Raw genomic sequence first — 25,568 nt, forward strand, 5'->3', positions numbered from 1 at the left:
GGCAAGTCTTGACTAAAAATTAAAGCAACCCCTTTGCCAAGCCTAAAACTACCTACAAAAGTAAAGTTTCTATTCGATGTGCCGTTACCATCTGTTGCGATTCGCTCCAACTAAAAATGGTAAAATGACCGTCCTGCGATGCCACTAAACCCAATGCCTGTGGCTGGTCGTTCACAAATTGAGCAACCGAAAAATGGCGCGTTCCACCCAATTGCCCCGGAAATAAAATTTTATCCTCCCCGCCAACAATCGGTTCCGAAAAAGCAATCCGCTCAACCGTCGGTTTTCCCTTCGCACGACCAATTTTAGCACCAAAAGCCAACAAATTAAAGCCTTCGGTAATAATGGTAGCCCCATCAACCGCGGTTAAACCTGCCAAGTGCTCCACTTCCCTACGTACTGCCGTTTGCGAAAATATTTCACTCTGGTTTTCGTTCTGGTTAGCCAAATAGGCTAAACCACAAAAGTCAGACGTAACATTATATTGAATAGGATGAATAATCGACTCTTCCCACTTTTTATCCCCTTTGGGTACAACCAAAAGTGCCCCACCGCGGCCATGTGCACGCATAGAAACCGCAAACTGAATCAAAATATTAATGGGGTCATTCCAACTCACCAATACCGTCAAATCGAGCAAGGCACGCAAAATTGGCGGACAATCTTTCGCCAAACCACCCGCAGCATCTACAACCCGAATTTGTTCTCCCTTTAAAACAGCCACATTGGTAAATTTGCCAATACCATAAATACGCCGGTGTTTGATCACAATTAGGCCAGGCTCCGAAACATCCACTACAAAACAAAAATTTGGAATGTTCAGGGTCGTTCCCCAAATATAGAGCTCCCCATTCTCTTCCCAAACACCCAAGTGGATTCCCGAACGCTCTACACCTGGCGCTATCTTAGTCAAGGTATTCGCATTAAGTGCCAATGGTTTCTCAAACACAAGCGGTTTTGTGGTTTGATCTGGCGGTAAAAAAGCGATGGAAATACGGGGCGAATGCCCCTCTTCTTTTCGTAAACTACTCCAAAAAGCCACGTCAATTAAGGTTTCTATAATTTCAGGACTTGGTAAAGTCGCCAAATCCAACTCACCTTTACGAATAGCATTTTCATGCAAATTCACAAAATGCGCTGCAATCGTTGGCGCAATGGTATGTGCGGCTTTATAGGTAGGCTTGTAACTCATGTCCGAATTTAAACGGAATATTTCACTTTCTGAAACACCAAGCGTTTGAATTTGGTAAAGTTTTGAAACAAACGTGAAGCCTAATTTTAAAATCTAAGCGTAAAAGAGGTGTAAAAATTAGAGCTGCACAGTTTTAAAACCATACAGCTCTTTCTAATAGCAAACAAAAACAAGGTCAAATTGTTGCAAGAACCTCATTTTCACTGCCCTAAAACGGTAAATTCTTTCTTGAGCTTAATATCTTCAGACGAAGCACCAATTCGTATTTCGAACGTACCGGGTTCAACCCTAAATACATTTTGTTTATCTAGAATACTCATATCCTCAGGACTCAACGTAAACGAAACCGTTTTTTGTTCTCCAGGCAATAAATGTACACGTTCAAAACCACGTAATACCGATTCGTAAGTGGTTACACTGCTCACCAAATCTTTTAAGTACACTTGCACTACCTCATCCCCTTGAACAGCACCGGTATTTTTTACCGTTACCGAAACAAGAATGCTATCGCCCTGCTTGATGGTTTCTTGATCAAATTTCAAATCGCTGTACCCAAAAGTGGTATAACTTAAGCCATACCCAAAAGGATACAAGGCACCTACCACGGCTGTTTTTCCATATCCATTCGGTCCATCGCCCGGCTGCCCGGCATGCGATGCAGGTTTAAACGGAAAATTCAACTCAATTTGTCCAGTTGTTTTCGGAAAAGTCATGGTCAATTTACCACCTGGATTGTTATCGCCAAACAAGGTTTCAGCAATCACCTTACCCGATTGCGGCCCCGGAAACCAAGCTTCTAAAATAGCAGGCACGTATCTATTTTCCCAGTTGATGGTCAATGGTTGGCCATTTATCATCACCATCACCACCGGTTTACCGGTTGCAACCAGTGCCTGTACCAATTTCAATTGTCGCCCGGGCAAATTAAGTCCGGTTCGCGATAAACTCTCTCCCACGCGTTTTTCATCTTCTCCAACAACAGCTATAATTACATCCACATTTTTAGCAGCTGCTACTGCCGAATCAATCTGTGCTTGCTCACGCTCTGTTAAAGGTGTTTCAATAATTTCACTTTCTGGCCAGGTGGCATCTACCACTTCACAACCCAAGGCATAGCTTACATTTCCTTTTGTACCAACGTATTTTTGAATTCCTTCCAATACCGAAGTAGTTGGATTATACGAAGGTCCGTAACGACTCGTAGCATAATTTTTGGCTGCCGCCAAAGGACCAGTTACCAAAATATTTTTATACTTAGTTGAGTTTAATGGAAGTAATCCATCTTTATTTTTCAACAAAACCATCGACTGACGGTTAATTTCTTCCGAAAACTTCTCGTCATCAGCTGTATGAACCAATTTATCTGCCTGAGTGGGGTTTTCAATCAGTGGATGATCAAACAAGCCCAATCTAAACTTCACACGCAACACATTCGCCACGCGCTCATCAATCACGTTCATGGGTATTTTGCCTTCATTTACCAACTCGCGCAAGGGAATCAAATATTTTTCAGCAGGCGTAAAATTGGTACGCACATCTAAACCGGCTTCTACCACTTGCCTTACCGCTTCTTTATAATCGCCTGCTACATGATGCTTACCCGAAACATACTCAACCGCTTCACTATCCGACACCACATACCCATTAAAACCGAATTTCGTGCGCAATAAATCCGTCAAAAAGTAATGACTAGCTGTAATGGGCTCTCCATCCCAATCGTTGTAACTACTCATAACACCCATGGGTTGGGCATTCTTTATCACCTGCTGAAAAGGATACAAATACAACTGAAACATTTCTTTTGGCGCCACATGTGGGTCAGTACGTGCATTTCCATCTCGCCCACCCTTGGGCACACTGTAAACCGCATAATGCTTTAAGGTTGAGGCCACGCCATTCGATTGAATACCTAACACCATTTGCGTGCCCAATTGCGAAATTAGAAAAGGTTCTTCCCCGTAACATTCTACCACACGGCCCCAGCGTTGATCGCGTGCAACATCTAAAATGGGTGCGTATACGTTGGTGTACCCCAAAGCCTTTGCCTCGCGCCCCACAATGGTTCCGGCTTGCCGTACCAAGGCTTTATTCCATGTTGCACCAATACTAATTGGAGCTGGCAAAGAAGTGGCTTTTTCGTGATTTAATCCATGAATTCCTTCATTGGTAAAATCAACTGGTATCCCTAAACGGGTTTCTTCAATAAACCACTTCTGAATGGTATTTATCGCGGTAGCATGTTTATGAAATGGATACGCCAACGTTGTTTTAGCCGAACGGTTATTGGCTAGGTTATTTAATTGTTCATCAATATTGGCAATTCCATCTTTCCAAATTTCATTTTTCCAATTGGGTGTAGGCAACGAGTCTTTTAACACACGACCATACCCATATAAAGTTGCCATTTGCCCCGTCTTCTCATTTACATTCATCTGCGACAGCAAATCTTGAATCCGGCTTTCAATAGGTGCTTTCGGATTTTCATATACATCCATCCTTCCGTTTTTATTGAAATCGATGAACGTTTTATGGTATATTTTGGGTGTTTTACTTTGTGCAAAAGCCGAAGAATTAGCACACAAACTGGCTAAAAAAAATAAACATGTACCTGTATGAAGGGAAAATTTCATTACGTGTTGATTTAAGGATCTAATAGAGGCGTAAATTACTAGCTTTTTTTTAAAAATAAAGCTTTCAATATGCGTAAATATAAAATCGAACATTTTTTTTACGCTTAGCGGAAGTGAAGAAGTATCAAACATTATACGAGAGACAAACTAAAAGCAAATCACTAAAAATCAGACAATTAGTCATACACAATAATTTTCAAGCGACAATATTTCCGATTTATTTTTTTGATATGTAAGTGCATGAAGAATAAAAAATACATCCAATTCGCTACAAATCAATAATTTATTAATTTTATAAAAAAAATTACAAGTACCCTAATTCCGATGGCATTCCTTTTGATTTAACCGCAGCATGAACTTCAACAATTTTACCATAAAAGCCCAGGAAGCAATTCAACAGGCTTCTGAAATAGCACAAGGCAATCAGCAACAAGCTATTGAAACAGCACACCTTTTAAAAGGCTTGCTTACTGTTGATGAAAACGTGGTTTCGTACGTGTTAAAAAAACTGAACGTAAACCTGAACAGCTTAAATCAAAATTTAGACGCCGAAATTGCCAAATTCGCCAAAGTAAGCGGAAGCAATGTATACCTGTCAACCAATACCAATAGTGTTTTACAAAAAGCGCAATCATTTTTAAAAGAGTTTAAAGACGAATTTGTATCGGTAGAGCACATCCTTTTAGGAATTTTAGCCGTTAATGATAACACTGCAAAACTTTTAAAAGAGCAAGGCGTCAACGAGAAAGACCTTAAAAAAGCAATTATTTCGTTGCGTGGTGATAACCGTGTAACAGACCAAAATGCCGAAGCAAGTTACCAGGCATTAAGTAAATACGCGCGAAATTTAAACGAATATGCCGAGAGCGGAAAATTAGACCCTGTAATTGGTCGCGATGAAGAAATCCGTCGTGTGATTCAAATTTTATCGCGTAGAACAAAAAACAACCCCATTTTAATTGGTGAACCAGGTGTGGGTAAAACCGCTATTGCCGAAGGCATTGCTTTTCGAATTATCAAAGGCGACGTTCCGGAAAACTTAAAAAGTAAAGTGGTTTACTCGCTTGATATGGGCGCTTTAATCGCGGGAGCAAAATACAAAGGCGAATTTGAAGAACGCTTAAAAGCCGTTGTAAAAGAGGTTACGCAAAGCGATGGAGAAATTATCTTGTTCATTGACGAGATTCATACTTTGGTGGGTGCCGGAGGCGGTGAAGGTGCCATGGATGCGGCAAATATTTTAAAACCTGCCCTTGCTCGCGGTGAATTACGTGCCATCGGAGCGACTACGCTTGACGAATACCAAAAATATTTAGAGAAAGACAAAGCTTTGGAGCGTCGTTTCCAAAAGGTAATGGTAGATGAGCCAGACACCCAAGATGCCATCTCTATTTTGCGCGGCTTAAAAGAACGCTACGAAACGCACCACAAAGTGCGCATTAAAGATGAGGCCATTATTGCCGCGGTAGAAATGAGTCAGCGCTATATCGCCGATCGTTTTTTACCCGACAAAGCCATCGATTTAATGGACGAAGCGGCATCAAAACTTCGTTTAGAAATGGACAGTGTCCCGGAAAATGTAGATGCCCTTGATCGTGAAATTATGCGCTTAGAAATTGAACGTGAAGCCATTAAACGCGAAAAAGACGATAAAAAAGTTAAAGAATTAAGTGAAGAAATTGCCAATTTATCAGCCGAACGCGATGATTTAAAAGCCAAATGGCAGGGCGAAAAAGATTTGGTTGACAACATCAACCATCAGGTTGAATTAATTGAGCAATACAAATTAGAAGCTGAACAAGCAGAACGTGCCGGCGACTACGGTAAAGTAGCCGAAATCCGCTATGGAAAAATCAAAGAAGCACAAGATGCATTCGAAAAGCTGAAAGCCGATTTAGAAAATCAGCAAAGCGACAGTCGTATGCTGAAAGAAGAAGTTACAGCCGACGATATTGCGGGTGTGGTGGGCCGTTGGACAGGCATTCCGGTTACGAAATTAATCGCCAGCGAGCGCGAAAAATTACTAAACCTGGAAGATGAATTACACAAACGCGTTGCCGGTCAGGATGAAGCAATCGAAGCGATATCGGATGCCATTCGCCGTTCACGTGCCGGACTACAAGATAAACGTAAACCCATTGGCTCATTTATCTTTTTGGGCACCACCGGTGTGGGTAAAACCGAATTAGCAAAAGCATTGGCCGAATTTTTATTCAACGACGAAAATGCTTTAACGCGAATTGACATGAGTGAATACCAAGAACGTCATGCGGTATCGCGCTTAATTGGAGCGCCTCCGGGATATGTGGGATACGATGAAGGTGGACAGTTAACAGAAGCCGTTCGTCGCAAACCCTACTCGGTGGTATTATTAGACGAGATTGAAAAAGCACACCCCGATGTGTTCAACATCTTGCTGCAAGTTTTAGACGATGGGCGTTTAACGGATAATAAAGGTAGAACGGTGAATTTTAAAAACACCATTATCATCATGACCTCGAACATAGGCGCACATTTAATTCAAGATAATTTCAAGAATTTAAGCGATGATAACCGCGATGAGGTAATTGCCAAAACTAAAAATGAATTGTTTGAGGTATTGAAGCAAACCATTCGTCCGGAGTTTTTAAACCGCATTGATGAGTTAATTATGTTTACGCCACTCAACCGCAGCGAAATTAGAAATATTGTTAGCTTACAGTTTAAACATGTTCAAGATACGCTTGCCGAAATGGGTATTGAAATAGAAGCTAGTCCCGAAGCATTGGATTGGTTAGCACAATTAGGGTACGACCCGCAATTTGGTGCCCGCCCGTTGAAACGTGTCATTCAAAAACGCATCTTAAACGAATTGTCGAAAGAAATTTTGGCTGGAAAAGTCGATAAAGACAGCAAAATTAAACTAGATATGTTTGACAATAAGTTTGTGTTTTTGAATGGAAAAAACGAATAGAAGTCCCTACTTTCACAAAAAAGGAGGCTATAATAACCCCTCTTTTTTGTGAAATCTCTAAAAATTCCATTCTAACTAATGCATATAACTACCATTCCCGCGTCTATCATTCCCTGTACCGTATTTACTCTTGCCCCAACTGCGCAGTCCTTATCGATATAATACTCTGCATAACCAATTAATTAAAAGTTTTAAACACTTAGAACACACAAGTCAAACAAAATAAAAAATACAAAAATTAACAAATTAATACTACATTTGTAATTAAATAAATATTATATAATAACAACAAAATAACTACAAATGAGAAAAAAAATTTATTTATTTAGCCTAGTTTTCCTTTTGTTTGCTTGTCAAAAGAAAGAAAACTTACCTCAACAACAAAATGAAGAAATTTCAAAAGAAGAATTAAAAAAGATTGAAAAAAAAGGATTTAGTACAAATGGTATTCAAAAAATCAAAGGCGGATATATTGTAGAAGGTGATATATTTATAAGTAAGGATGACTTAGAAAAAAACAACTCAGCAGCACTAAAAATCGGAGAAACTGAACAATATCGAACAAACAATTTAATAAGAAACACACCACGAACTATCACAATATCTGTTACAAGTTTGCCCGAAATTTATACTACAGCAACAGATATTTCAATTGCTCGTTACAATGCTTTAAATCTGAGATTAACCTTTCAAAGAGTCGCGAACAACGGTAATATTAATATTGTTGGCGATACTCAACTGGGCAGTTTAGGCAGATCTGCAGGATTCCCATCGAATTCAGGAGACCCTGCCAGTCCTATCACATTAAATCCTAATAGAATTGGAAGTAATCCAGATATAGATTATCTAGCTACCATAATCGCTCATGAAATTGGACATTGTATTGGCTTAAGACATACAGATTATTTTAACAGGCAATTTAGCTGCGGTGTATATACGCAAGGAAACAATGAAGGTTTTAACAATAATGTCGTTAAAATACCAGGCACTCCATCATCAGAAGATGCTGGAAGTTACATGCTTGCATGTATTGGTCCAAATCAAAACGTACCCTTTAACCCAAATGATGTTATTGCTTTAAATTATCTTTACGGGGGATTACCAGTACCTGAAGATAGAACTGTATCGGTTTCTATTTTTGGTAACGATACAATAGGTTTAGAACCTTATATTTCTATTTATTTTTACGAACCAGGCACTCAAAATCTCGTTTACTGGGTAAAAATATCAGATGACAAGGTTACACAACCTGTTAGTCAAAAATTACCAATCGGTTGGTACGATGTAAAGGTTAAAAACGATAAAATTTTTTCATCATACAATTACAAGTGGAATGTTAAGATAGGAGACCGGAGCACAATTGTTAGTTTTTCCCCCCACCCCTTCTTTCTAACGTATATTTTTCAGCTCCACCATATTATAATCTTACAGGACGTTATTTTTCAGGTTCTTATATAACATTATATCCTTAATAAATAATGTATCATAAATTAATCACAAAAAGAGTAACTAAGTTCCCCATATTTAGTTACTCTTCTTGTTTAACTACCAATTAATTTTTAATTATTTTAATTTTTTTAATCGGTTGTTTATTTTTAAATATCACTCCAAGATAAAGACCAGCACCAAGTTTTGTTAAATTAAAAGTAGCGTCGCCATTCCCTATTTTTTCAAAAACCTTACGCCCAACCGCATCAAAGAGAACCAAAGAATAATTATAGTAAGCGCCACTTAATACTTTTAAATCTGTACTTACTGGATTTGGATAAACAACAATATCATCTTTCTTAAGAACCTTTATAGAAATTACGTTCGATTGAATCCTTTTACTGTCTTTTGTTAAAAAAGTGACACGGTAACGCTGTATTCCTGTTTTTGGTGATAAATCAATGATAGAATACTGTAAAAGCCCTCCTTGTAAATATTCCACTTTTAAAGGTATAAATGTTTCAGAATCAATCTGTTTTTCCCAAATAAAACTTTTTAGCTTGTAAGTGGTCCCAATATTTAGATTCAATCGAACGGCATCACCTTCCACGTCACCATTTAAACTTACCGTATAACACGATATACCTTGATTCTGATAATCTATTGTATAACTTTTCAAACCATTAAAATCTGTTCCATTTTCTGATAAAGCAAAGTAAGGAGATCCATCTGGATTTTTTTTCACCAAAATCATGGTATCTATTGTATTTCTAAAAAAAGTCAAATTATTATCTACCATTGTATAAATTGTATAGTTCTTAGCTAGAGGTTGAGCTTTCCAATAAAACAATATACTATCTTCACAATTATAACCCACTTTTAAAATTGGAGGACTTGAAATAATAAACGAACCTCCTTTAAATACCTCTTCTCCAATTTCCATTTTTAGTCTTGCGCGCCCAAAAGCATTAGGACTATTCCATTTAAAAAAATTAGCACTTAAATTAACAGACGGAGACAAGTTAGACCAATTTCCCCCATTATCATAACTGATAAACAATTTACCTGTTTTATTCTCATAATTACTCTCCCATCTTACATAATTACTTTTTCCAGCAAAAACATAGTCATTTTTTCCTGGAAATGTAAAGGAAAAATGATTAGGCAAACTCATTTCATAGGCCAAATAAAATACCTGCTTATCTTGAGTCACTTTTCTTCCTTTAACATGAACAATGTAAGTACCCGGCAATAAATTCTCCAGACTAACTTGTTGTACATTATTAATTTGATCAATTCTTCTTACTGCTGGTTGTTTAAGTGAATCAATATCTGGGAATGTGCTAAGCACCCATGGCAAAACAATTTCACCGTTCAAATCTTCAACAGAAAGATCAAGATGATTTACTATACTTTGAGCGCTATTTATTAAGGCTGGCAAATCATTCCAAACTAATGTAATTTTAAACTCTTTTTGTTCTTGCTTGATTTGTATGGGAAATAAAAAATCTTGCCCTTCAATTAACTCCTCCTCTATAAATCTTTTTTCTACAATTGTATTTATAGCTTTCAAAGCATTAACTTTTCCAAAACCATAGCTGTAATCAACATTTTTTCTTCCTAAATCATCCGCTGAATTAACTAAGACACTTTTAATTAGAGCAGACGGCGCTCTTTTACCAAAGATATCATAATATTTTTGCTGTAGTAAACTAACAATACCAGTCGTTAAAGCTGCAGCACCTGATGTTCCATCTTCACCTAAAGAAACAAAATCAGGTTTCACTCGACCATCATAAGCTGGGCCTTTGCTACTTAAAGGCTCTACAATATTCTCCCGATTAATACCTCCAACAACCAAAACATTTTTAGCTTGTTTAAAATTGCCTGTTAAATTTGCCATATTTTCGATGTTTTGATATAGCCCATTTGATGATCGAGTATTACCCTTATTACCAGAGGAAAATACATGAACAATTGTATCAGCATAATATACCTGGTAATCATACAATTGAGCTTCAAGACCATAACTGTTATCAAGACCAACACCGTATGAATGATTTTGCACAGTTACTTTAGCTAAAGATAGTTCATTTATATCATCAGGTAATAAGTTTACAAAATCTGAAGTTATAAGCTTAGCTGCAGGTGCTACCCCCTCTCCATTAATGAAAGAATTACCTGAACCCAGTGCCAAAGTAGCCATAATTATTGCATGTCCATTATCTGGTGAACTATTAACATTAGGTATAACCTTCCCTAAAAGATCTAAATCTTTATAATCAAATCCTCCTTCCTTTAAAGAAATCGTAATATTTTCCCCATTTAAATCCGAATATATATTACGGACGCTAGAAACATTTACAGCAGACATATCCATCCCATTCACAACAATTTCTTCCTCTACACTTTGAACGATATCAGCAAACAAAATTTGGCTATGATTTAGTATAGCTTCTAAATCGGATAATGGTAAGTACAAAACAATCACTTTGTATGTCTTGTTTACAGATTGAACCTTATATTGTTCTAAATAAGTGGGCACACCTTGAAAGCTATTATCAAACACTACCTTAATTAATTTCTCTTTCCTCTTTTTTTTGTCATGCTGCCACCTTTGAATTAGGTTATCACTTGCTTTCCACAAATTGTTTGATAACCATTTATTTTTAATCTGTTTAGTTATCAGTCCAATATTTTTTGGATTAACAATAAAATGCTTCCGTGAAAGCTGTCGTTTTGGATTAATCTTATTAATTTCCTCAGGAGACAAAAACGCATTAAACTCTACTAAAAGCAGGCTATCACGTGCTGAAACCAGCTTCATATCTTTCTGCAGAACGTATATGCGAAATTTTCCATCTAGTTCATCTTTAACAACCTGCCCCATTACTAAGTTAATTAGGCATAAACAAAACATAGAAATACAAAGACAAACAACTCTCATAACGATATACTATAAACCACAAATATACACATAATAAATAAGTCATATAAATAGTGTAAAAACTACATAATTAAAATTATTCTTACAAATCTTCAAAAAATATAATTCTAAAAACAAAATTGTAATTTAAAATCATAGTGCATTTCGCAAATTCAAAGTTTAAAAGACTAATTCATAATTTAGATAAATCTTATTTTAAATAAGTGCAGTGCAAAGTTTAATTAAAAACTCGCAAGTCACCTTTCATTCTGTAGAATATTATCTCCACAAGGAGCTTAAAATTCCCCAAAAAGCACACAAATAAGTCAAATTGTCTACCCTAAAATTAATCGTGAACTTCTTTTTTTGTCAGCGCATTTTACTTTTCAGTTAACACGAAATTCACATTAACTTAACACACAACTGCTTAGCATTAAATCGATATTTTTACGACATTTTTGTTCAGTTTTTGGCATAAGCCTTGCCAATAGGGATGCATAGTCCAAAAAAGTGGGCTAACCATTTTTATAATAATATTAACAAGAACAAAAAATGAAAAAATTAGTACTATCACTACTTGCAGTTGTAGGTTTAGCGTATTCATCACAAGCACAAACAGAAAAAGGGAACATTCTTTTAGGAGGAACAGTAGGTTTCAACTCAACAAAAGTTACCGGTGCAGCAAAAGCAAACACCGATTTTAGCATTGTACCAAATGTAGGATATTTTATTAACAACAATTTTGCCTTAGGTACAGGTATTGGCTACACCAATAAAAAAACTCCAAGTTCTATGTTAAAAAGAGATGCATTTGTAGTTGCACCTTTTGGTCGTTATTACGTTGATTTATCAAGCCAATTTAAATTTTTCGGACAATTATCAGTTCCAATGGAATTTGGAAAAAATTGCGCAACCGATTTAAATGGCGACAATGCGGTTAAGCTTGCAGACGTAAGCTCTTTCGGGGTTCAGCTTGCTCCAGGTTTTGCTTTCTTCCCTTCGAAAAGAGTTGGCATCGAATTATCGGTTAGTGGAATTGGATACCAAGAAGAAACTATAAAAACAGTTATTGGCGACTTAAAATCTACTACAAGCACATTCGGTATCAACGCGGATACCTTTGATCCTAAATTAGGCGTTCAATTTTACTTTTAATACAATACCCTACACCTACCTAAGAAAACGAAGCACCCCAAATTTGGAGTGCTTTTTTTTTGAAAATTTAACCCTTAAAAAAATGCAAAAACAAGTCGATTCCTATAACATTCATCAACTTCATTTTAAACAAAAAATCAAAAAATGTCGAATAAATTCAACATTTCATTTATAAATTGTTTTTTTTGTGAAAAATCAACCCTATTAAAACCTTCATTTATAATGATATAAGGTTTAACAGCAAAAACGAACGTGAAGGACGAATACTATCAACATACTGATTTCGAACTAATTACACTCATAAACACCGGAGACAAAAAAGCCTTTACACAAATTTTCTTTCGTTACAATCGTTTTTTGTATGCTCATGCTTATAAAATGTTGGGAAACAAAGAAGAAGCAAAAGACATTGTGCAGGAAATATTTGCCATGCTTTGGAAAAACCATGCTACTCTTTCTTTAAAAACCACGCTTCCCGGTTTTTTATATGCAAGTACGAAAAACAAAATCCTCGATTTATTAGGACACAAAGCAGTTGTATCTAAATACCTCGACACGCTGGGAGTAGAAATGAATCAAAAAGAAGAAGGAACAGATTACCGAATTCGGACCAAGGAATTAAGTACGCTTATAGACAATGAAATTGATTTATTGCCTGAAAAAATGAAGGAAATCTTTATTTTAAGTCGTAAAGAAGCGCTTAGTCACAAAGAAATTGCGATAAAGCTTGATATCACAGAAAAAACTGTGAAAAATCAAATAAACAATGCCTTAAAAATTCTTCGTACTAAATTAGGAATGCTCATTTATTTGATTTTTCTCTTCAGCCAGCATATTTACAAATTTTAAATATTTTTTTTCATTTCTTCTGGGCCCTAGCCCTTACTTAATCTTCATTATATTAAGTTCAGCAAGTTTATATCATCCATGCAAAACAAGCACATTCAAAATATACTCATAAAATATAGCGCAAATGCTTGTTCCGAAGCCGAATTAGCCGAATTGGAAAAATGGTATCAAGAACAAGAAGCAGAAAGTAAATTCAGCTTAACAGAAAGCGAGCTCGAAGAAGCGGAAGCTGCTATCTGGTTACATTTAAATCCATCTAAAATAACTGGTAAAAAACGTACATTTTGGTATCCTTTATCTACGGCTGCCGCTATTTTATTGGTGGTAGCTGTTTCTTGGTACTTCTTTGCCACTAAAAGTGCTGTTTTCAATACGAAATCAAAATCAATTGACATTGCTACCATTCAACCAGGTCAAAACAAGGCGGTTTTAACATTAGCCGATGGAAAAAAAATCTATTTAAACAAAAATGAGAACAGTAGAAATTTAAAAAATCAAACGGGAATAAACATTGAGAATAAAAATAATGAATTAGTTTATTCTATTGAAAAGAACTATTCTTTAGAAGCAGAACAAAAATTCAACAGCATAGAAACACCTAAAGGTGGGCAATATCAAGTTCAGCTACCCGATGGAACAAAAGTTTGGTTAAATGCAGCTTCAAGCTTAAAATACCCTTTAGCATTTTCGCAAAACAAGCGCATAGTTGAACTAGAAGGCGAAGCCTATTTTGAAGTAGCAAAAGATACAAAGCGTCCTTTTACGGTTAAAACAAACAGACAAAATATAGAGGTTTTAGGCACACATTTCAACATCAATAACTATAATGATGAAAAATTGGCTAAGACAACCTTACTAGAAGGCTCTATTCGATTAACCTTAAAAAATGGAAATTCGGCACTTCTTAAACCAGGTCAGCAAGCTATTTCAAACCTACTTTCGTTAAATATTGAACAAGTTAATGTGCTTGATGCCATCGACTGGAAAAATGGGCTCTTCATCTTCAATAACGAAGATTTATCAAGCATTTTACGAAAAATATCAAGATGGTACAATGTTGAAATTGACTATCAATACCTACCTAGGAACCAAATTGTTTTCGGCTCAATTTCTAAATCAAAAAACATTGAATCCGTTCTCAAATTATTATCCATTTCGAGTGATGTAAACTTTAAAATTGAAGGAAGGAGGATTCTTGTAATTAAAAAATAAAACAAAACAAACATCTCAACTAATAAACCCCTATCTACAAACCAAACAAACAAATGAATGAAAATTAGACTCCTTATTAAAGGGATAATGAATCTACGCTTTAGTAAATCGATTTTGTTAATCGTTTTAGTATTCTTATACCAATTAAATATTGCTTTTGCTCAATCAAAAATTACTTTAAACGAAAGCAATGCAACCTTACAATCTGTAATTACCAAAATTGGCAAACAAAGTGGATTCGATGTTATTATCAATGGAACTCTTTTAAAAATTGCTAACCCAATTACCATCAACTGTACAAATGTCAGTTTAGAAGAGGCCATGAAACGCTTACTAAGTAACCAGCCTCTAGCCTATCACATTGAAGAAAAAACAGTTGTTATTGTTAAAAAAACAAACACCTCACAACCTACACAAAACAAAAAGGCTAAAATCAGTGGTTTAGTACAGAATGTGCAAAACACACCATTAGCCGATGTAAACGTTACAGAATCGGGAACAACCAACACCACTGTAACCAATAAAAGCGGCGAATTTGACTTAAACTTAATCAATCCGGCAGCAACCCTTATTTTCACAAGTATTGGTTTTGAAAGAAAAGATTCTGTGTTACATTCCAAAAAATTATAAAAAAAATATTTTAATTTGTATTTTAGTATTTGCTTAAATAATAAAGTTAGCTATATTTGCACTATGGATAATATTTCGTGTATAAGACAACAGGCTGACATTAAACAAATCAATCGCTGTAAAAATCGAGTTTCAGAACTCCATGATTCCTTTGACTATTTATCGAATGGACTTGAATTGGCAGGGAATAATGTAAGGCTGAGAATTTTGTTTCTACTTTATGAAGAAAAACGACTTTGTGTTTGTGATTTAAGTGATATTCTTGGTATGACAATTTCAGCAGTTTCCCAGCACTTGCGAAAACTTAAAGACCGAAAGCTCATTGTAACCGAAAGAGAGGCACAAACCATTTTTTACTCATTGACAAAAGAGTATGAAAATATGCTGAACCCATTTTTTAAAATACTCGACGATAACAAAATTGTAGAAGCAATATGAAAACGGATAAGAAACTAATCGGGACCGGACTTTTAACAGCAATTGCAGCTTCATTGTGCTGCATTACACCTGTTTTGGCTATCATCGCAGGAACAAGTGGACTTGCTTCAACTTTTTCCTGGCTAGAACCTTTCCGACCATATTTTATCGGTTTAACAATTTTAGTGCTTGGTTTTGCATGGTATCAAAAGTTGAAACCACAAAAGAAAATTGACTGTAATTGTGAAATAATTGAAAAACAAAATTTTATGCAAACAAAATCATTTTTAGGAATTATTACCGTCATGGCGGCTTTACTTTTATCATTTCCAATTTATGCACACATCTTTTTTCCAAAGACTGAAAGTAAAGCAATTATTACCCAAACTTCCAAAATTCAGAAAGTTGAGTTTACAATTAAAGGAATGACTTGTTCAGGCTGCGAACATCACGTTAAAACAGAGATTAGCAAACTAAAAGGAATTGTCGAAGTTGTAGTTTCTTATGAGAAAGGAAACGCTATTGTAAGGTTTGACAATAAACAAACAAGTCTCGAAGAAATCGAAAAAGCTATCAATTCGACAGGCTATAAATCACAAAAAAGCAAAACTATATTATAATGGAAATAAAGTTACAATCAACAATAACTTGTCCAAACTGTGGTCACAAAAAAGAGGAGACAATGCCAACAAATGCTTGTCAATATTTTTACGAATGCGAAAAGTGCAAAACAATGTTAAAACCTCTGGAAGGTGACTGTTGTGTCTATTGTAGTTTCGGTTCTGTAAAGTGCCCGCCAATTCAAGAAAATAAAAAATGCTGTTGAGTACCAAAACAGGCATTTTTTATGGCAATTTAAACGGTTTTTTTATATTTTAAAAAGAATTACTAATCAATTAAATAATAGAAATAAAGAGTTAGGGGGCATAGCCAGAAACTAGACCTCATAAATTGATTACAAAGGGAAATGACTTATAGTTTCCCTTTTTTTATACTGCTGCTTCCTGGAGCGGAATAATTTGATATTCGTGTCCTGGATTATAATAAGAATTATTCTTCCATAAGATAAAAGTCAATTCCAGTAATTTTCTTTGGATGGCAACAATAGCCTTCATTTTAATACCATGCCTTGAAACTAATCTTAAGAAAATATATCTGAACCTTTCATCAGTTCTTATTGCAGCCAATGCAGGAAAGTGCATTACCTTCCTTAAATTCCGATTGCCCCGCTTGGATATTCTTGGTTTGGATTTCACTGAGGTTCCAGATGTCTTTTCTTTTACATCTAATCCGGCATAACTGACCAGTTGTTTTTTATTCGTTATTAACTCAAATCCATTGGTTTCCGCGATAATGGTTACAGCCGTTAGATTTCCAATTCCCGGTATAGAAGACATTATCTTCATCTTTTCTACTAAAACGCTATCTCCATTGATAAGCTTAGTAATTTCCTTCTGTATCTCCTTTTCCTGTGCATTAATCAAAGCTATTCTTTTATTAGTTCGTTTTACTGACTTTTCACTTGTTGTTGCAGAAGTACGTTCTGCATGAAGTTGATTCTTCAACATTGTGCGTTCCTGCACTAGCTGCTCACGTTCCCGGCAAAGCTGTCTTAAATCATTGAATATTTTTGAAGGAGGCTGCCATATTTCCAACTGCCTTTCCAATCCAAATCTCGCAATGGCTTGTGAAGCGCTCTTGTCTGTAATAGTCTTTATGTCAAGTGTTCTCGCATAATTACTGATCTTGTTAGGTAAAACGATACTAATTTGTTTTTGAGTACTGCATAGATAATAGGCTAAGGATTCATGGTAAACTCCAGTTGCTTCCATTATGTACCGCACTTCTGTCGCAGTTGACGTCTGCTTATTTACCCATGATACAAGGCTTAAAAACCCTTTTTTAGTATTGGGAAATACTTTGTAGGCATAAACTTCTATACTGATCTGCTCATCCATTCGACCAAGCGATACAACTAATTCTTTTTGAGCAACATCAATTCCTACTGTCTGCTTTAATAATACTTTCATCTTATCTGGTTTAGGTAAGTGATAACCTTTTTTCATCTTTTCTCCTGACTAGATATACTGGCTACGCAACCCATAATTATGATTGAGTTCCTTACATTCTGTTCAGATTCTAAAAGGTTAAAGAAGAGGAGGCAGTCTCTTTTCTTGAATATACCATAAGGCTATTTAAAGCAAAATCTGCTCTCGCCCTTCTTCACTTAGATTATATTATACAAACATAGGAGAAGTAAAACTAGCTGCAAATTCCCCTACAATTACAGTTACTCTTAAAGAAAACATAAAAAGCCTTTCGGATGTAAATGTTACTGTAAAAACCGGTTATTTCGAAAAATCAAAACAAACCTTTACTGGAGCTGCAACTTCGTTTACCGGAGAAGAATTGCGCACTGTGACCAATCAAAATATCCTATCGGCTTTAACAGTACTAGACCCGGCATTTAAAATGATGGATAATACGACCATCGGCTCAAATCCAAACCAAATTCCCGACTATCAGATTAGAGGATCATCGAGTATTAACACCAATATTGACGAAAAATACAAGGGAAACCCAAATGTACCAGTTTTTATGTTGGATGGTTTTGAGGTTAGCATCGAAAAAATATACGATTTGGATCCACAACGAATTAGCGGTGTTACCATTTTAAAAGATGCGGCGGCTTTAGCAATATACGGCTCTAGAGGTGCCAATGGGGTTGTAGTTATTTCTACAAATGCACCCAAATCTGGAAAATTACGCATCACCTATAATGGTACCATCGATTTCGAAGTAGCCAACTTATCTGATTATAATCTTTTAGGCGCAACAGATAAACTTCAATACGAAAAACTTGCTGGAATTTATACTCCATTAACCAATGCCGTTTATATTGCAGAGCAATACGATGCTATATACAACGAACGATTAAAACTGGTACAACAAGGTACCAACACCGACTGGTTAAAAAAACCAGTTAAAGGAGTTGGTATCAGCACAAAACAAGCTTTAACAATCGAGGGTGGAGATAATACATTCAGATACGGTGTAGATGTTTCGTATAATCCACAAGACGGGGTAATGAAGGGCTCTTCTAGAAATAGAAAAGGGATTAACATCCGTTTAAATTACAACTATAAAAATGTAAGATTCTCCAATCAAACATCATTTGATCACGTATCAACTGAGAATTCTCCGTACGGAAGTTTCAGCACATATGCCTATCTAAACCCATACTACTCTCCTGTTGATCAATATGGGAACATCACAAAAACATTGTTTGTGGTAAACTCGGTAACCAGTCCGTCGGTAACCATTACCAATCCTTTATACAATACTACATTAAATACAGTTAATACCAGTGCTTACGATAATTTCATTAACAATTTTGGTGTAGAATGGAGATTAAACACTAGTCTAAGATTAACGGGGGGATTCTCTCTAAATAAAAAAACGCAAATAGTCGATAATTTTAAACCTGCCGATCATACCGATTTTATTAATTCGACCATTAAAGGAAGTTATTTTAAATCTACGGAATCGAGCTTGCAATACGAAGGAAATGTAGGTGTAGGCTACACCAAGAACTTTAACAAGCATTTATTGGTTGTTAACGCCAATTTAAATGCTCGTCAGGTTAGCAACGATTTATATAGCGTAACAGCCGCTGGTTTTCCAAATGACTTCATGGATCACATTTCTATGGGAATTCAATACATGGATGGTACTAAACCTTCAGGAGCCGAGTCTACTTCGCGATTAATTGGAGCACTGACAAATGCCAATTACAGCTACGATAATCGGTTCTTAGCAGATTTTGCCATTCGTTACGATGGATCCTCACAATTTGGAAGCAACAAAAAATGGGGTGCATTCTGGTCGGCTGGTTTAGGATGGAACATACACAATGAGGCCTTTTTAAAAGACAACACATTTATAACGCTATTAAAACTTCGCGGTTCAATTGGTTTCACTGGAAGTCAGAACTTCTATGCTTACCAATCGCAACTTACCTACAACTACATTCCAAATATGAGTTACAATGGCTACATTGGCGCAATTGCTTCAGCCTATGGAAACCAAGATTTAAAATGGCAAAAAACTTATAAACGGAACGTTGGTGTCGATTTCGAATTTTTTAAAGGAAAAATCAGTGGATATTTCAACTACTATTTTGATACTTCACAAGACGTTTTAGTTGATGTAACCATGCCACCATCATTAGGCTTTAGTACTTACAAAGCAAATTTAGGTGAGGTTACAAACAATGGTTATGAAATCAATTTAAAAGCAACGGTATTTTCAAATCCTGAAAAACAACAATACATTAACGTATTTGGCTCTGCGGTACATAACAAGAACCAGTTAAAGGAAATTTCGAATGCGCTAAAAACATATAATGATGCGAACGACACTGAAAATTCATCGAATAGTAGCGCGGCAAACAAACCTTCTGTTCGTTTTGTAGAGGGGCAATCCATTAATACCATTTGGGTAGTTCCTTCATTAGGCATTGATCCGGCCACGGGGCAAGAAGTTTTCGTTAACAAAGCTGGCAATACAACGAACGTATGGAGCGCAGATGATTATGTTCCATTTGCTTCTACCGACCCCAAAGCAGAAGGAACCTTCGGGACTAACGTCGGTTCAAACGGCTTCCAGTTAAATGTATTTTTTGCCTATCGTTTGGGAGGATATTTATACAATCAAACGCTGGTTAACCGAATTGAGAATGTAAATCCGAACCAAAATGTTGATAGCCGCGTATTTTACGACAGGTGGCAAAATCCGGGTGATATTTCAGCTTTTAAAGGTATCACCAATTTATCTATAACACGCCCTACATCGCGCTTTGTAGAGAAAAACAATGTCATGGAACTAAAATCGATTAATCTATCGTATTTATTTTCGAACAGAAGATTCCTAAAATCAATTGGCGTAGAACGATTAAGGGTGAGTGCTTTTGCAAACGACATATTTAGAGTTTCAACAATTAAAGCTGAGCGTGGAATCGATTATCCATTTGCTCAACATTACGCTGTTGCACTCCAAATGACCTTTTAATGGCAATTTATAGAATGATAAAAAAAGAGAAATGAAAAAATTTATAACTATAGCAGTGCTCCTTGTGGCCACAATAAATTTAACTTCTTGCAAAAAGTGGTTAGATGTAGCCCCAAAAACAGAAATAAAAGGTGATGTACTTTTTTCTAACCAAAATGGGTTTAGAGATGCCCTAACGGGAGTATATACCTTAATGATCGATTCTAATTCTTATGGTTCTGCATTATCGATGGGAACGGTTGATGTAATGGCACAAACCTACGACAATGTGCGTACAACTGTTAATCACAATTACTCGAAAATAAGCACATATTCCTATACCGAACTACAAAGTGCCAATCGATTTGCAAATATTTGGAAACAGCAATACAAAGCTATTGTAAACACCAATTTAATTTTAAGCTATGTAGATAAAAAACAAGATGTATTTAAACCTGGCGTTTACCAGGCAGTAAAAGGTGAGTCTTTGGGGCTGCGTGCCATGTTCCACCTTGATCTATTGCGCCTTTTTTCTCCTTCTGTAGCCTTAGGGTCGTCGAGAAAAGCAATTCCTTATGTAGATGCATACACCAATGTACCTTTTCCTCAATCTACTGTTAATGAAGTACTCGAAAAGGTTATCAGAGATTTAACAGAAGCAAAATCCTTACTAAAGGATGTAGACCCATTAGGACCAAATTCGGCGAACATTAATTTATCAACTATTGACCCAATTTTGGCAAACCGAAATACCCGCATGAATTATTATGCCGTTACGGCCATGCTGGCTCGGGCATACTTGTATAAAGGTGATAAGGTAAATGCTTTGTTAAACGCAAAAGAAGTAATCCAATCTACTCTTTTCCCTTGGTTTAACCAAGGTACGGGAACCGTATTAAGCGATTACACTTTCCCTACCGAGCAATTATTTTGCTTAAAAGTAGCCGGACTAAAAACCCTTTATAGCGACCGTTATTTCCCTGATTTAATTGACGGTAACAGTACCATCCAATTAACCATCAGCAATACTTCTTTTGCAAATATTTACCCCTCTGTTTTAGGAACGGATTATCGCTTAAATTGGTTTACAGCTGCAAATACCGGAAACACGAAAATAACCAAGTACTTATATGGAGCAAACAATTTTATTCCACTGATAAAAAAATCAGAAATGTACTTAATTGCGGCAGAATGCGAACCTAATACCACTACCGCAATAAACACTTACTTAAACCCATTAAAATCAAACCGTGGTTTAACTGCATTAGATCCTGCTACCACCACAGCTGCACAACTAACCACAGAGATTGGCAACGAGTATAGAAAAGAATTTGTTGGCGAAGGACAGTTATTCTTCTACTATAAACGAATGAATATAAGCAAACTACCAACTATTCCTGCTTTTACTAACACTGAATCTGTTTACGTTTTACCGATTCCGGATGCTGAAATTGAATTTGGAAACATTAATTAATTGTGAAATGAAAAAAATTGAATTTGTTTTTTTAGCATTTATCACAATGCTATTTGCAAACTGCAAGAAAAATGACCCAAAAATATACGACGAAAAACCCGCAGTTTATTTCTCTGCTTTCTCTACTACCGACAGCTTATTTCGTTCATTGGTAGCAATCAAGACCGACAACGATACTGTTTGGCTAAATATTCAGCTTTTGGGCAATGCCATTGCACAAAATACGAGTTTCAAACTTGTTATCGACCCGCAATACAGCACGGCGATTGAAAGCAAGCATTACCAAAAATTAAAAGACAATTACGTTTTGCCTGCCGGAAAGTTTAGTGTTCTGGTGCCAATTATTTTGTACAAAACCGACCCCGATTTGACAGCGAAATCAGTTCGAATGGGTATTAAAATAATTTCTTCAGATGATTTGGATGCAGGCTACCAAAATAAACTAAATGCCCACATTATATTTACCAACCAATTGGTAAAACCTTCTTACTGGGATTCCTATTTATCCATTTATTATGGCACCTATTCGAGGGTGAAACACACTAAAGCAATTCAGGTTCAACAGTTTGATTTCCCGGATACGAAGCCAACCACCACTTCTACCCCGAAGTTATCGGAAATACAACCGAAATTTCAGGATTATGGCCGCCAATTAGCCTTGTTCTACACCTACAATGTTGTCATGGATGAAAACGGAAATCAAATTTTACCTTGGGCACCCTTGTAATTTATAAAATCCTAAACTCAAAAAAGATGAAATTTATAGTAAAAATAATGATGGGTTTAATTTTATTCTGCCTCGCCAGCTGTGTAAAAGACAACTCTATTGTAGGTTCCACTCCTTTGGACGCAATAAAAGTATCGGGCATAGATCCTAATTACTCAAAAGCAATCGATGATATTTTAAACATAAACCCAACAATTGACAAACAATTTTTAAAGGATACTGATTTAGATTACGTATGGTATGCTTATACACAAGCCACGCAATTTAAACCAGATACATTGGGAAAAACCAAAGATTTAGCCTATAAAGTTAAGCTAACACCAGGTGTAACCTATACCGTTATTTTAAAGGTGACAGATAGAACAACAGGCGTATTTTACAAATCGAATACTACCTTAGCTGTAGGAAATGATTTTAGTCCTGGTTTATTAATTTTAACCCAAAACAATGGCAAAGCAGAGTTATCGTTTCTAAACACCGTTTCAAACAAGTTTATTGAAGATGCCTATTTCAAAGTAAATAACGAAAGTTTGGGTATCAATCCAATAAGTGTTGGCTATTATCCAAAGAGCGGAAACTTACCATCAGAAGTAGTACTCCTTTGTGAAGATGCACGTGGAGGCGTTATTTGCAATGCTACAGATCTAACGTTCAACAGAACCATCTTAAATACTTTTGTTACCTCGTATCCTTTTACTGGAACCATGTTTACCCAAAAATACGTGAACAAATCAACGAGTGGTCTGCAAGATTACCTGGTTATAAATGGAAAAATTCACAACAGACAAGTGAATTCATCCGAAATTCTTTTCCGCTCAGAAATGATTGGACAAGATTATACAATTAGCCCAGTGGTGTTTTACGAAGGAACCAATACACGTCCATCCTTCTTTGATGTTAAAAACAAGCGCTTTTTAGTACAATCGGGTACCAATGGTGTTTTAAGTACCTTACCCTCGGGAACAACCTCCTCAATTATCGACCCGAACAATGTGGGTTTACTGCCTTTGCACGGAGGACAAGTAAGTGGAAACAATGCCTTCGGTATCTTTGAAAACCCAGAAAAAACTAAACGCTTTATTTTGCGGTTCTTATGTAATGCACAGGCAGGAAGTTTTACTGCTACAGAGAAATTTGAGGTATCTACTGTTACAGATATGATGAATGCAACTAGCTTTACTTCTACTCGTTCATTAGCCAGTTATTTATTTTACAGTGCAGGAAGTAAGGTTTACGTGTATAATGCAGTAAGCAAAAGTGGTAGCCTGCTACTTGATTTAGGAAGCACGAATGCAATAGACAATATCAAAATAGAACTTGGAACCATGGAATTAAAAGTAGGCTATACAAACAATTCCTTAGCTGGCAAAAAAGGTTCATTTGCAACCTATACACTTTCAACTATTGGTGGTGTAACCGCAACAAAAGTTCTGCAAAAAGAAGGCTTCTGTGATAAAGTAATTGATATTACCACTAAAATATAATCCCAAACCTATCCCGATTTAAAGATCGGGATAGTATAAAACACGTAAAAAATGAAACTAAAAATTTTAACAATAGCCTTATTGAGCTTACTAGCAACCAGAGGCTTTGCTCAAGGAATTGAATTTGTACATTTAAGCTATGAACAAGCTTTGGCCAAAGCAAAAGCCGAAAAAAAAGCCATTTTTATAGATACCTATACAACTTGGTGTGGCCCATGTCGTGTGATGTCTCAAACCATCTTTCCGCAAAAAGATGTGGGCGACTTTTACAACGCCAACTTTGTGAATTTAAAGCTTGATGCAGAAAATGAAAGCACGCATGGTTTCTTCAAAAAATACAAACCTTCTGCCTTTCCAACTTACTACTGGATTAATGAAGAAGGAGAATTGCTAAATACAGAAACTGGTTCTACCTCAGCCCAAAATTTTATCGCCCATGGCAAAAAAGCTAAAACTTCTACCTTAAATGTTCAGGAAAGAGCTTACGCTGAACGCTGGAAAAAAGGAGAGCGTAGCTATGAACTGGTAACAAAATATATTTATGGCATATTAAGTAAAACAAAACCAGCTGAGGTACATTCAAGCATGGAAAGTTATTTCAGTTCTATCTCTGAGAAAGAATTACAAGAGCCTAAAAACAGTGCACTCTTGCTTTCCTATATGCGTTCACCGAAAAAAGGAGTCATTTTAGATGCTATTCTGAAATACAGCGGAGCGCATGAAAAAAACATCGGTTACTTAGCGTTTAATCAGAGTATGTACAGAATGGTTGTTCGAAATGGCAATGCATACTTGGCGCAAAAAAAGGATACAGCTTATCGCGAACATGTGGCGCTTATGAAAGCATCCCCTATTCCCAACAAGGACATGTATATTCAGCTGTTAAAAGCCGATTCGTTAATGTACACAAAAAATTATAGCAAATCGCTTGCTACTGTGGCTACGATTGCTCAAACCTATGGAAAAGACAATCCGTATATCTACAGAGAGATTTGTTATACCTTGACTGTAAGTAAATTTATAATCGAGGCAAAGCTAAACTCTTCAGAATTAACAACTTTAATCGACTTAAATACTAAAGCGTTCGAATTACAGCCTACGCAAGAAACCATCGGTTTTCTTGCTGCTGCCTATGCCAAAGCAAATGACTATAAAAAAGCGTATGAAATTGCTTCGACTGGAACCTTTTATTCAACCCCTCAATTACCTGCCGGAATTTATAGAAACTTTTTGCAAATCAATCCTAAAATAATTACCGATTGGGGAAAAACGGCAGAAGCAAAAGCTTGGAAAGAAAGTTTAGCAGAGAAAGAAAAAGAAAACGGTAAAAAACCAAGTAATAAAACAATTTAAATACCCAAAATCTACCTATAGAAGCGAGTATTCTGAAAAGGAATACCTCGCTTTTTTTGTTATATACGTGCAAAAAATAATTATTAACA

General features: G+C 36.1%; 18 protein-coding genes. 14 read left to right on the forward strand and 4 right to left on the reverse strand.

All coding sequences use genetic code 11. From position 1 onward, the window contains the following. Nucleotides 1-52 precede the first annotated feature (52 nt). A complete protein-coding gene (locus ACJVDK_RS06505; protein ID WP_443939473.1) occupies nucleotides 53-1,192 on the reverse strand; it encodes a putative sensor domain DACNV-containing protein in 1,140 nt (379 codons plus the stop codon). Between the two features lie 200 nt (nucleotides 1,193-1,392). Next, complete coding sequence (locus ACJVDK_RS06510) at nucleotides 1,393-3,822, reverse strand: glycoside hydrolase family 3 N-terminal domain-containing protein (RefSeq protein WP_443939474.1); 2,430 nt, start codon at nucleotides 3,820-3,822, stop codon at nucleotides 1,393-1,395. Nucleotides 3,823-4,174: 352 nt separating this feature from the next. Between ACJVDK_RS06510 and clpB the strand changes: the two genes are divergently transcribed. Then, nucleotides 4,175-6,775, forward strand: coding sequence for an ATP-dependent chaperone ClpB (gene clpB / locus ACJVDK_RS06515; RefSeq protein WP_443939475.1), 2,601 nt, complete (start codon nucleotides 4,175-4,177; stop codon nucleotides 6,773-6,775). Between the two features lie 303 nt (nucleotides 6,776-7,078). Then, nucleotides 7,079-8,233 (forward strand): M57 family metalloprotease, encoded by a 1,155-nt coding sequence (locus tag ACJVDK_RS06520; RefSeq protein ID WP_443939476.1) that lies wholly within the window; start codon nucleotides 7,079-7,081, stop codon nucleotides 8,231-8,233. Between the two features lie 94 nt (nucleotides 8,234-8,327). Here the strand turns inward: ACJVDK_RS06520 and ACJVDK_RS06525 are convergent, their stop codons facing one another. Continuing rightward, on the reverse strand, nucleotides 8,328-11,093 hold the full coding sequence (locus ACJVDK_RS06525) for a S8 family serine peptidase (protein WP_443939477.1): 2,766 nt from the start codon (nucleotides 11,091-11,093) through the stop codon (nucleotides 8,328-8,330). Between the two features lie 588 nt (nucleotides 11,094-11,681). Here ACJVDK_RS06525 and ACJVDK_RS06530 point away from each other — a divergent pair. The 7 genes from ACJVDK_RS06530 to ACJVDK_RS06560 all read left to right on the forward strand — a co-directional run bounded on the left by ACJVDK_RS06530 (nucleotide 11,682) and on the right by ACJVDK_RS06560 (nucleotide 16,218). Continuing rightward, nucleotides 11,682-12,284, forward strand: a complete 603-nt coding sequence (locus ACJVDK_RS06530) for an outer membrane beta-barrel protein (RefSeq protein ID WP_443939478.1) — start codon at nucleotides 11,682-11,684, stop codon at nucleotides 12,282-12,284. Nucleotides 12,285-12,536: 252 nt separating this feature from the next. Then, nucleotides 12,537-13,133: an RNA polymerase sigma factor gene (locus ACJVDK_RS06535; protein WP_443939479.1), complete on the forward strand. Its 597-nt coding sequence runs from the start codon at nucleotides 12,537-12,539 to the stop codon at nucleotides 13,131-13,133. A gap of 78 nt (nucleotides 13,134-13,211) precedes the next feature. After that, nucleotides 13,212-14,345: a FecR family protein gene (locus tag ACJVDK_RS06540; protein ID WP_443939480.1), complete on the forward strand. Its 1,134-nt coding sequence runs from the start codon at nucleotides 13,212-13,214 to the stop codon at nucleotides 14,343-14,345. A gap of 57 nt (nucleotides 14,346-14,402) precedes the next feature. Beyond that, a complete protein-coding gene (locus ACJVDK_RS06545) occupies nucleotides 14,403-14,975 on the forward strand; it encodes a secretin and TonB N-terminal domain-containing protein (protein WP_443939481.1) in 573 nt (190 codons plus the stop codon). A gap of 63 nt (nucleotides 14,976-15,038) precedes the next feature. Continuing rightward, nucleotides 15,039-15,413, forward strand: coding sequence for an ArsR/SmtB family transcription factor (locus tag ACJVDK_RS06550; RefSeq protein WP_044216709.1), 375 nt, complete (start codon nucleotides 15,039-15,041; stop codon nucleotides 15,411-15,413). Further along, complete coding sequence (gene merTP, locus ACJVDK_RS06555; RefSeq protein WP_443938598.1) at nucleotides 15,410-16,012, forward strand: mercuric transport protein MerTP; 603 nt, start codon at nucleotides 15,410-15,412, stop codon at nucleotides 16,010-16,012. The genes ACJVDK_RS06550 and merTP overlap by 4 nt, the downstream gene beginning before the upstream one ends. After that, nucleotides 16,012-16,218 (forward strand): GDCCVxC domain-containing (seleno)protein, encoded by a 207-nt coding sequence (locus ACJVDK_RS06560; RefSeq protein ID WP_443938597.1) that lies wholly within the window; start codon nucleotides 16,012-16,014, stop codon nucleotides 16,216-16,218. The genes merTP and ACJVDK_RS06560 overlap by 1 nt, the downstream gene beginning before the upstream one ends. A gap of 163 nt (nucleotides 16,219-16,381) precedes the next feature. Here ACJVDK_RS06560 and ACJVDK_RS06565 read toward each other — a convergent pair whose 3' ends face one another. Next, on the reverse strand, nucleotides 16,382-17,422 hold the full coding sequence (locus tag ACJVDK_RS06565) for an IS110 family transposase (RefSeq protein WP_443938596.1): 1,041 nt from the start codon (nucleotides 17,420-17,422) through the stop codon (nucleotides 16,382-16,384). Between the two features lie 217 nt (nucleotides 17,423-17,639). On the opposite strand from ACJVDK_RS06565, the gene ACJVDK_RS06570 reads away from it, so the two are divergent. The 5 genes from ACJVDK_RS06570 to ACJVDK_RS06590 are packed head-to-tail and all read left to right on the forward strand — an operon-like array spanning nucleotide 17,640 to nucleotide 25,479. Beyond that, a complete protein-coding gene (locus ACJVDK_RS06570) occupies nucleotides 17,640-20,462 on the forward strand; it encodes a SusC/RagA family TonB-linked outer membrane protein (protein WP_443940034.1) in 2,823 nt (940 codons plus the stop codon). 31 nt (nucleotides 20,463-20,493) lie between these two features. Continuing rightward, a complete protein-coding gene (locus ACJVDK_RS06575) occupies nucleotides 20,494-21,915 on the forward strand; it encodes a RagB/SusD family nutrient uptake outer membrane protein (protein ID WP_443939482.1) in 1,422 nt (473 codons plus the stop codon). Between the two features lie 7 nt (nucleotides 21,916-21,922). After that, nucleotides 21,923-22,642 carry a DUF4843 domain-containing protein gene (locus tag ACJVDK_RS06580; RefSeq protein WP_443939483.1) on the forward strand — a complete coding sequence of 240 codons (720 nt, stop codon included), beginning with the start codon at nucleotides 21,923-21,925 and terminating at the stop codon, nucleotides 22,640-22,642. 26 nt (nucleotides 22,643-22,668) lie between these two features. Beyond that, nucleotides 22,669-24,126: a PKD-like family lipoprotein gene (locus tag ACJVDK_RS06585; protein WP_443939484.1), complete on the forward strand. Its 1,458-nt coding sequence runs from the start codon at nucleotides 22,669-22,671 to the stop codon at nucleotides 24,124-24,126. A 51-nt stretch (nucleotides 24,127-24,177) separates the two neighbouring features. Then, a complete protein-coding gene (locus tag ACJVDK_RS06590; protein WP_443939485.1) occupies nucleotides 24,178-25,479 on the forward strand; it encodes a thioredoxin family protein in 1,302 nt (433 codons plus the stop codon). Nucleotides 25,480-25,568 lie beyond the last annotated feature (89 nt).

The sequence above is a fragment of the Pedobacter paludisoli genome (assembly GCF_052344095.1).
Taxonomy (GTDB): domain Bacteria; phylum Bacteroidota; class Bacteroidia; order Sphingobacteriales; family Sphingobacteriaceae; genus Pedobacter.

Coding starts and splice junctions, on each gene's coding strand:
- ACJVDK_RS06505 (WP_443939473.1), bottom strand. CDS start 1,192: ATGAGTTACAAGCCTACCTATAAAGCCGCACATACCATTGCGCCAACG.
- ACJVDK_RS06510 (WP_443939474.1), bottom strand. CDS start 3,822: ATGAAATTTTCCCTTCATACAGGTACATGTTTATTTTTTTTAGCCAGT.
- clpB (WP_443939475.1), top strand. CDS start 4,175: ATGAACTTCAACAATTTTACCATAAAAGCCCAGGAAGCAATTCAACAG.
- ACJVDK_RS06520 (WP_443939476.1), top strand. CDS start 7,079: ATGAGAAAAAAAATTTATTTATTTAGCCTAGTTTTCCTTTTGTTTGCT.
- ACJVDK_RS06525 (WP_443939477.1), bottom strand. CDS start 11,093: ATGGGGCAGGTTGTTAAAGATGAACTAGATGGAAAATTTCGCATATAC.
- ACJVDK_RS06530 (WP_443939478.1), top strand. CDS start 11,682: ATGAAAAAATTAGTACTATCACTACTTGCAGTTGTAGGTTTAGCGTAT.
- ACJVDK_RS06540 (WP_443939480.1), top strand. CDS start 13,212: ATGCAAAACAAGCACATTCAAAATATACTCATAAAATATAGCGCAAAT.
- ACJVDK_RS06545 (WP_443939481.1), top strand. CDS start 14,403: ATGAAAATTAGACTCCTTATTAAAGGGATAATGAATCTACGCTTTAGT.
- ACJVDK_RS06550 (WP_044216709.1), top strand. CDS start 15,039: ATGGATAATATTTCGTGTATAAGACAACAGGCTGACATTAAACAAATC.
- merTP (WP_443938598.1), top strand. CDS start 15,410: ATGAAAACGGATAAGAAACTAATCGGGACCGGACTTTTAACAGCAATT.
- ACJVDK_RS06560 (WP_443938597.1), top strand. CDS start 16,012: ATGGAAATAAAGTTACAATCAACAATAACTTGTCCAAACTGTGGTCAC.
- ACJVDK_RS06565 (WP_443938596.1), bottom strand. CDS start 17,422: ATGAAAGTATTATTAAAGCAGACAGTAGGAATTGATGTTGCTCAAAAA.
- ACJVDK_RS06575 (WP_443939482.1), top strand. CDS start 20,494: ATGAAAAAATTTATAACTATAGCAGTGCTCCTTGTGGCCACAATAAAT.
- ACJVDK_RS06580 (WP_443939483.1), top strand. CDS start 21,923: ATGAAAAAAATTGAATTTGTTTTTTTAGCATTTATCACAATGCTATTT.
- ACJVDK_RS06585 (WP_443939484.1), top strand. CDS start 22,669: ATGAAATTTATAGTAAAAATAATGATGGGTTTAATTTTATTCTGCCTC.
- ACJVDK_RS06590 (WP_443939485.1), top strand. CDS start 24,178: ATGAAACTAAAAATTTTAACAATAGCCTTATTGAGCTTACTAGCAACC.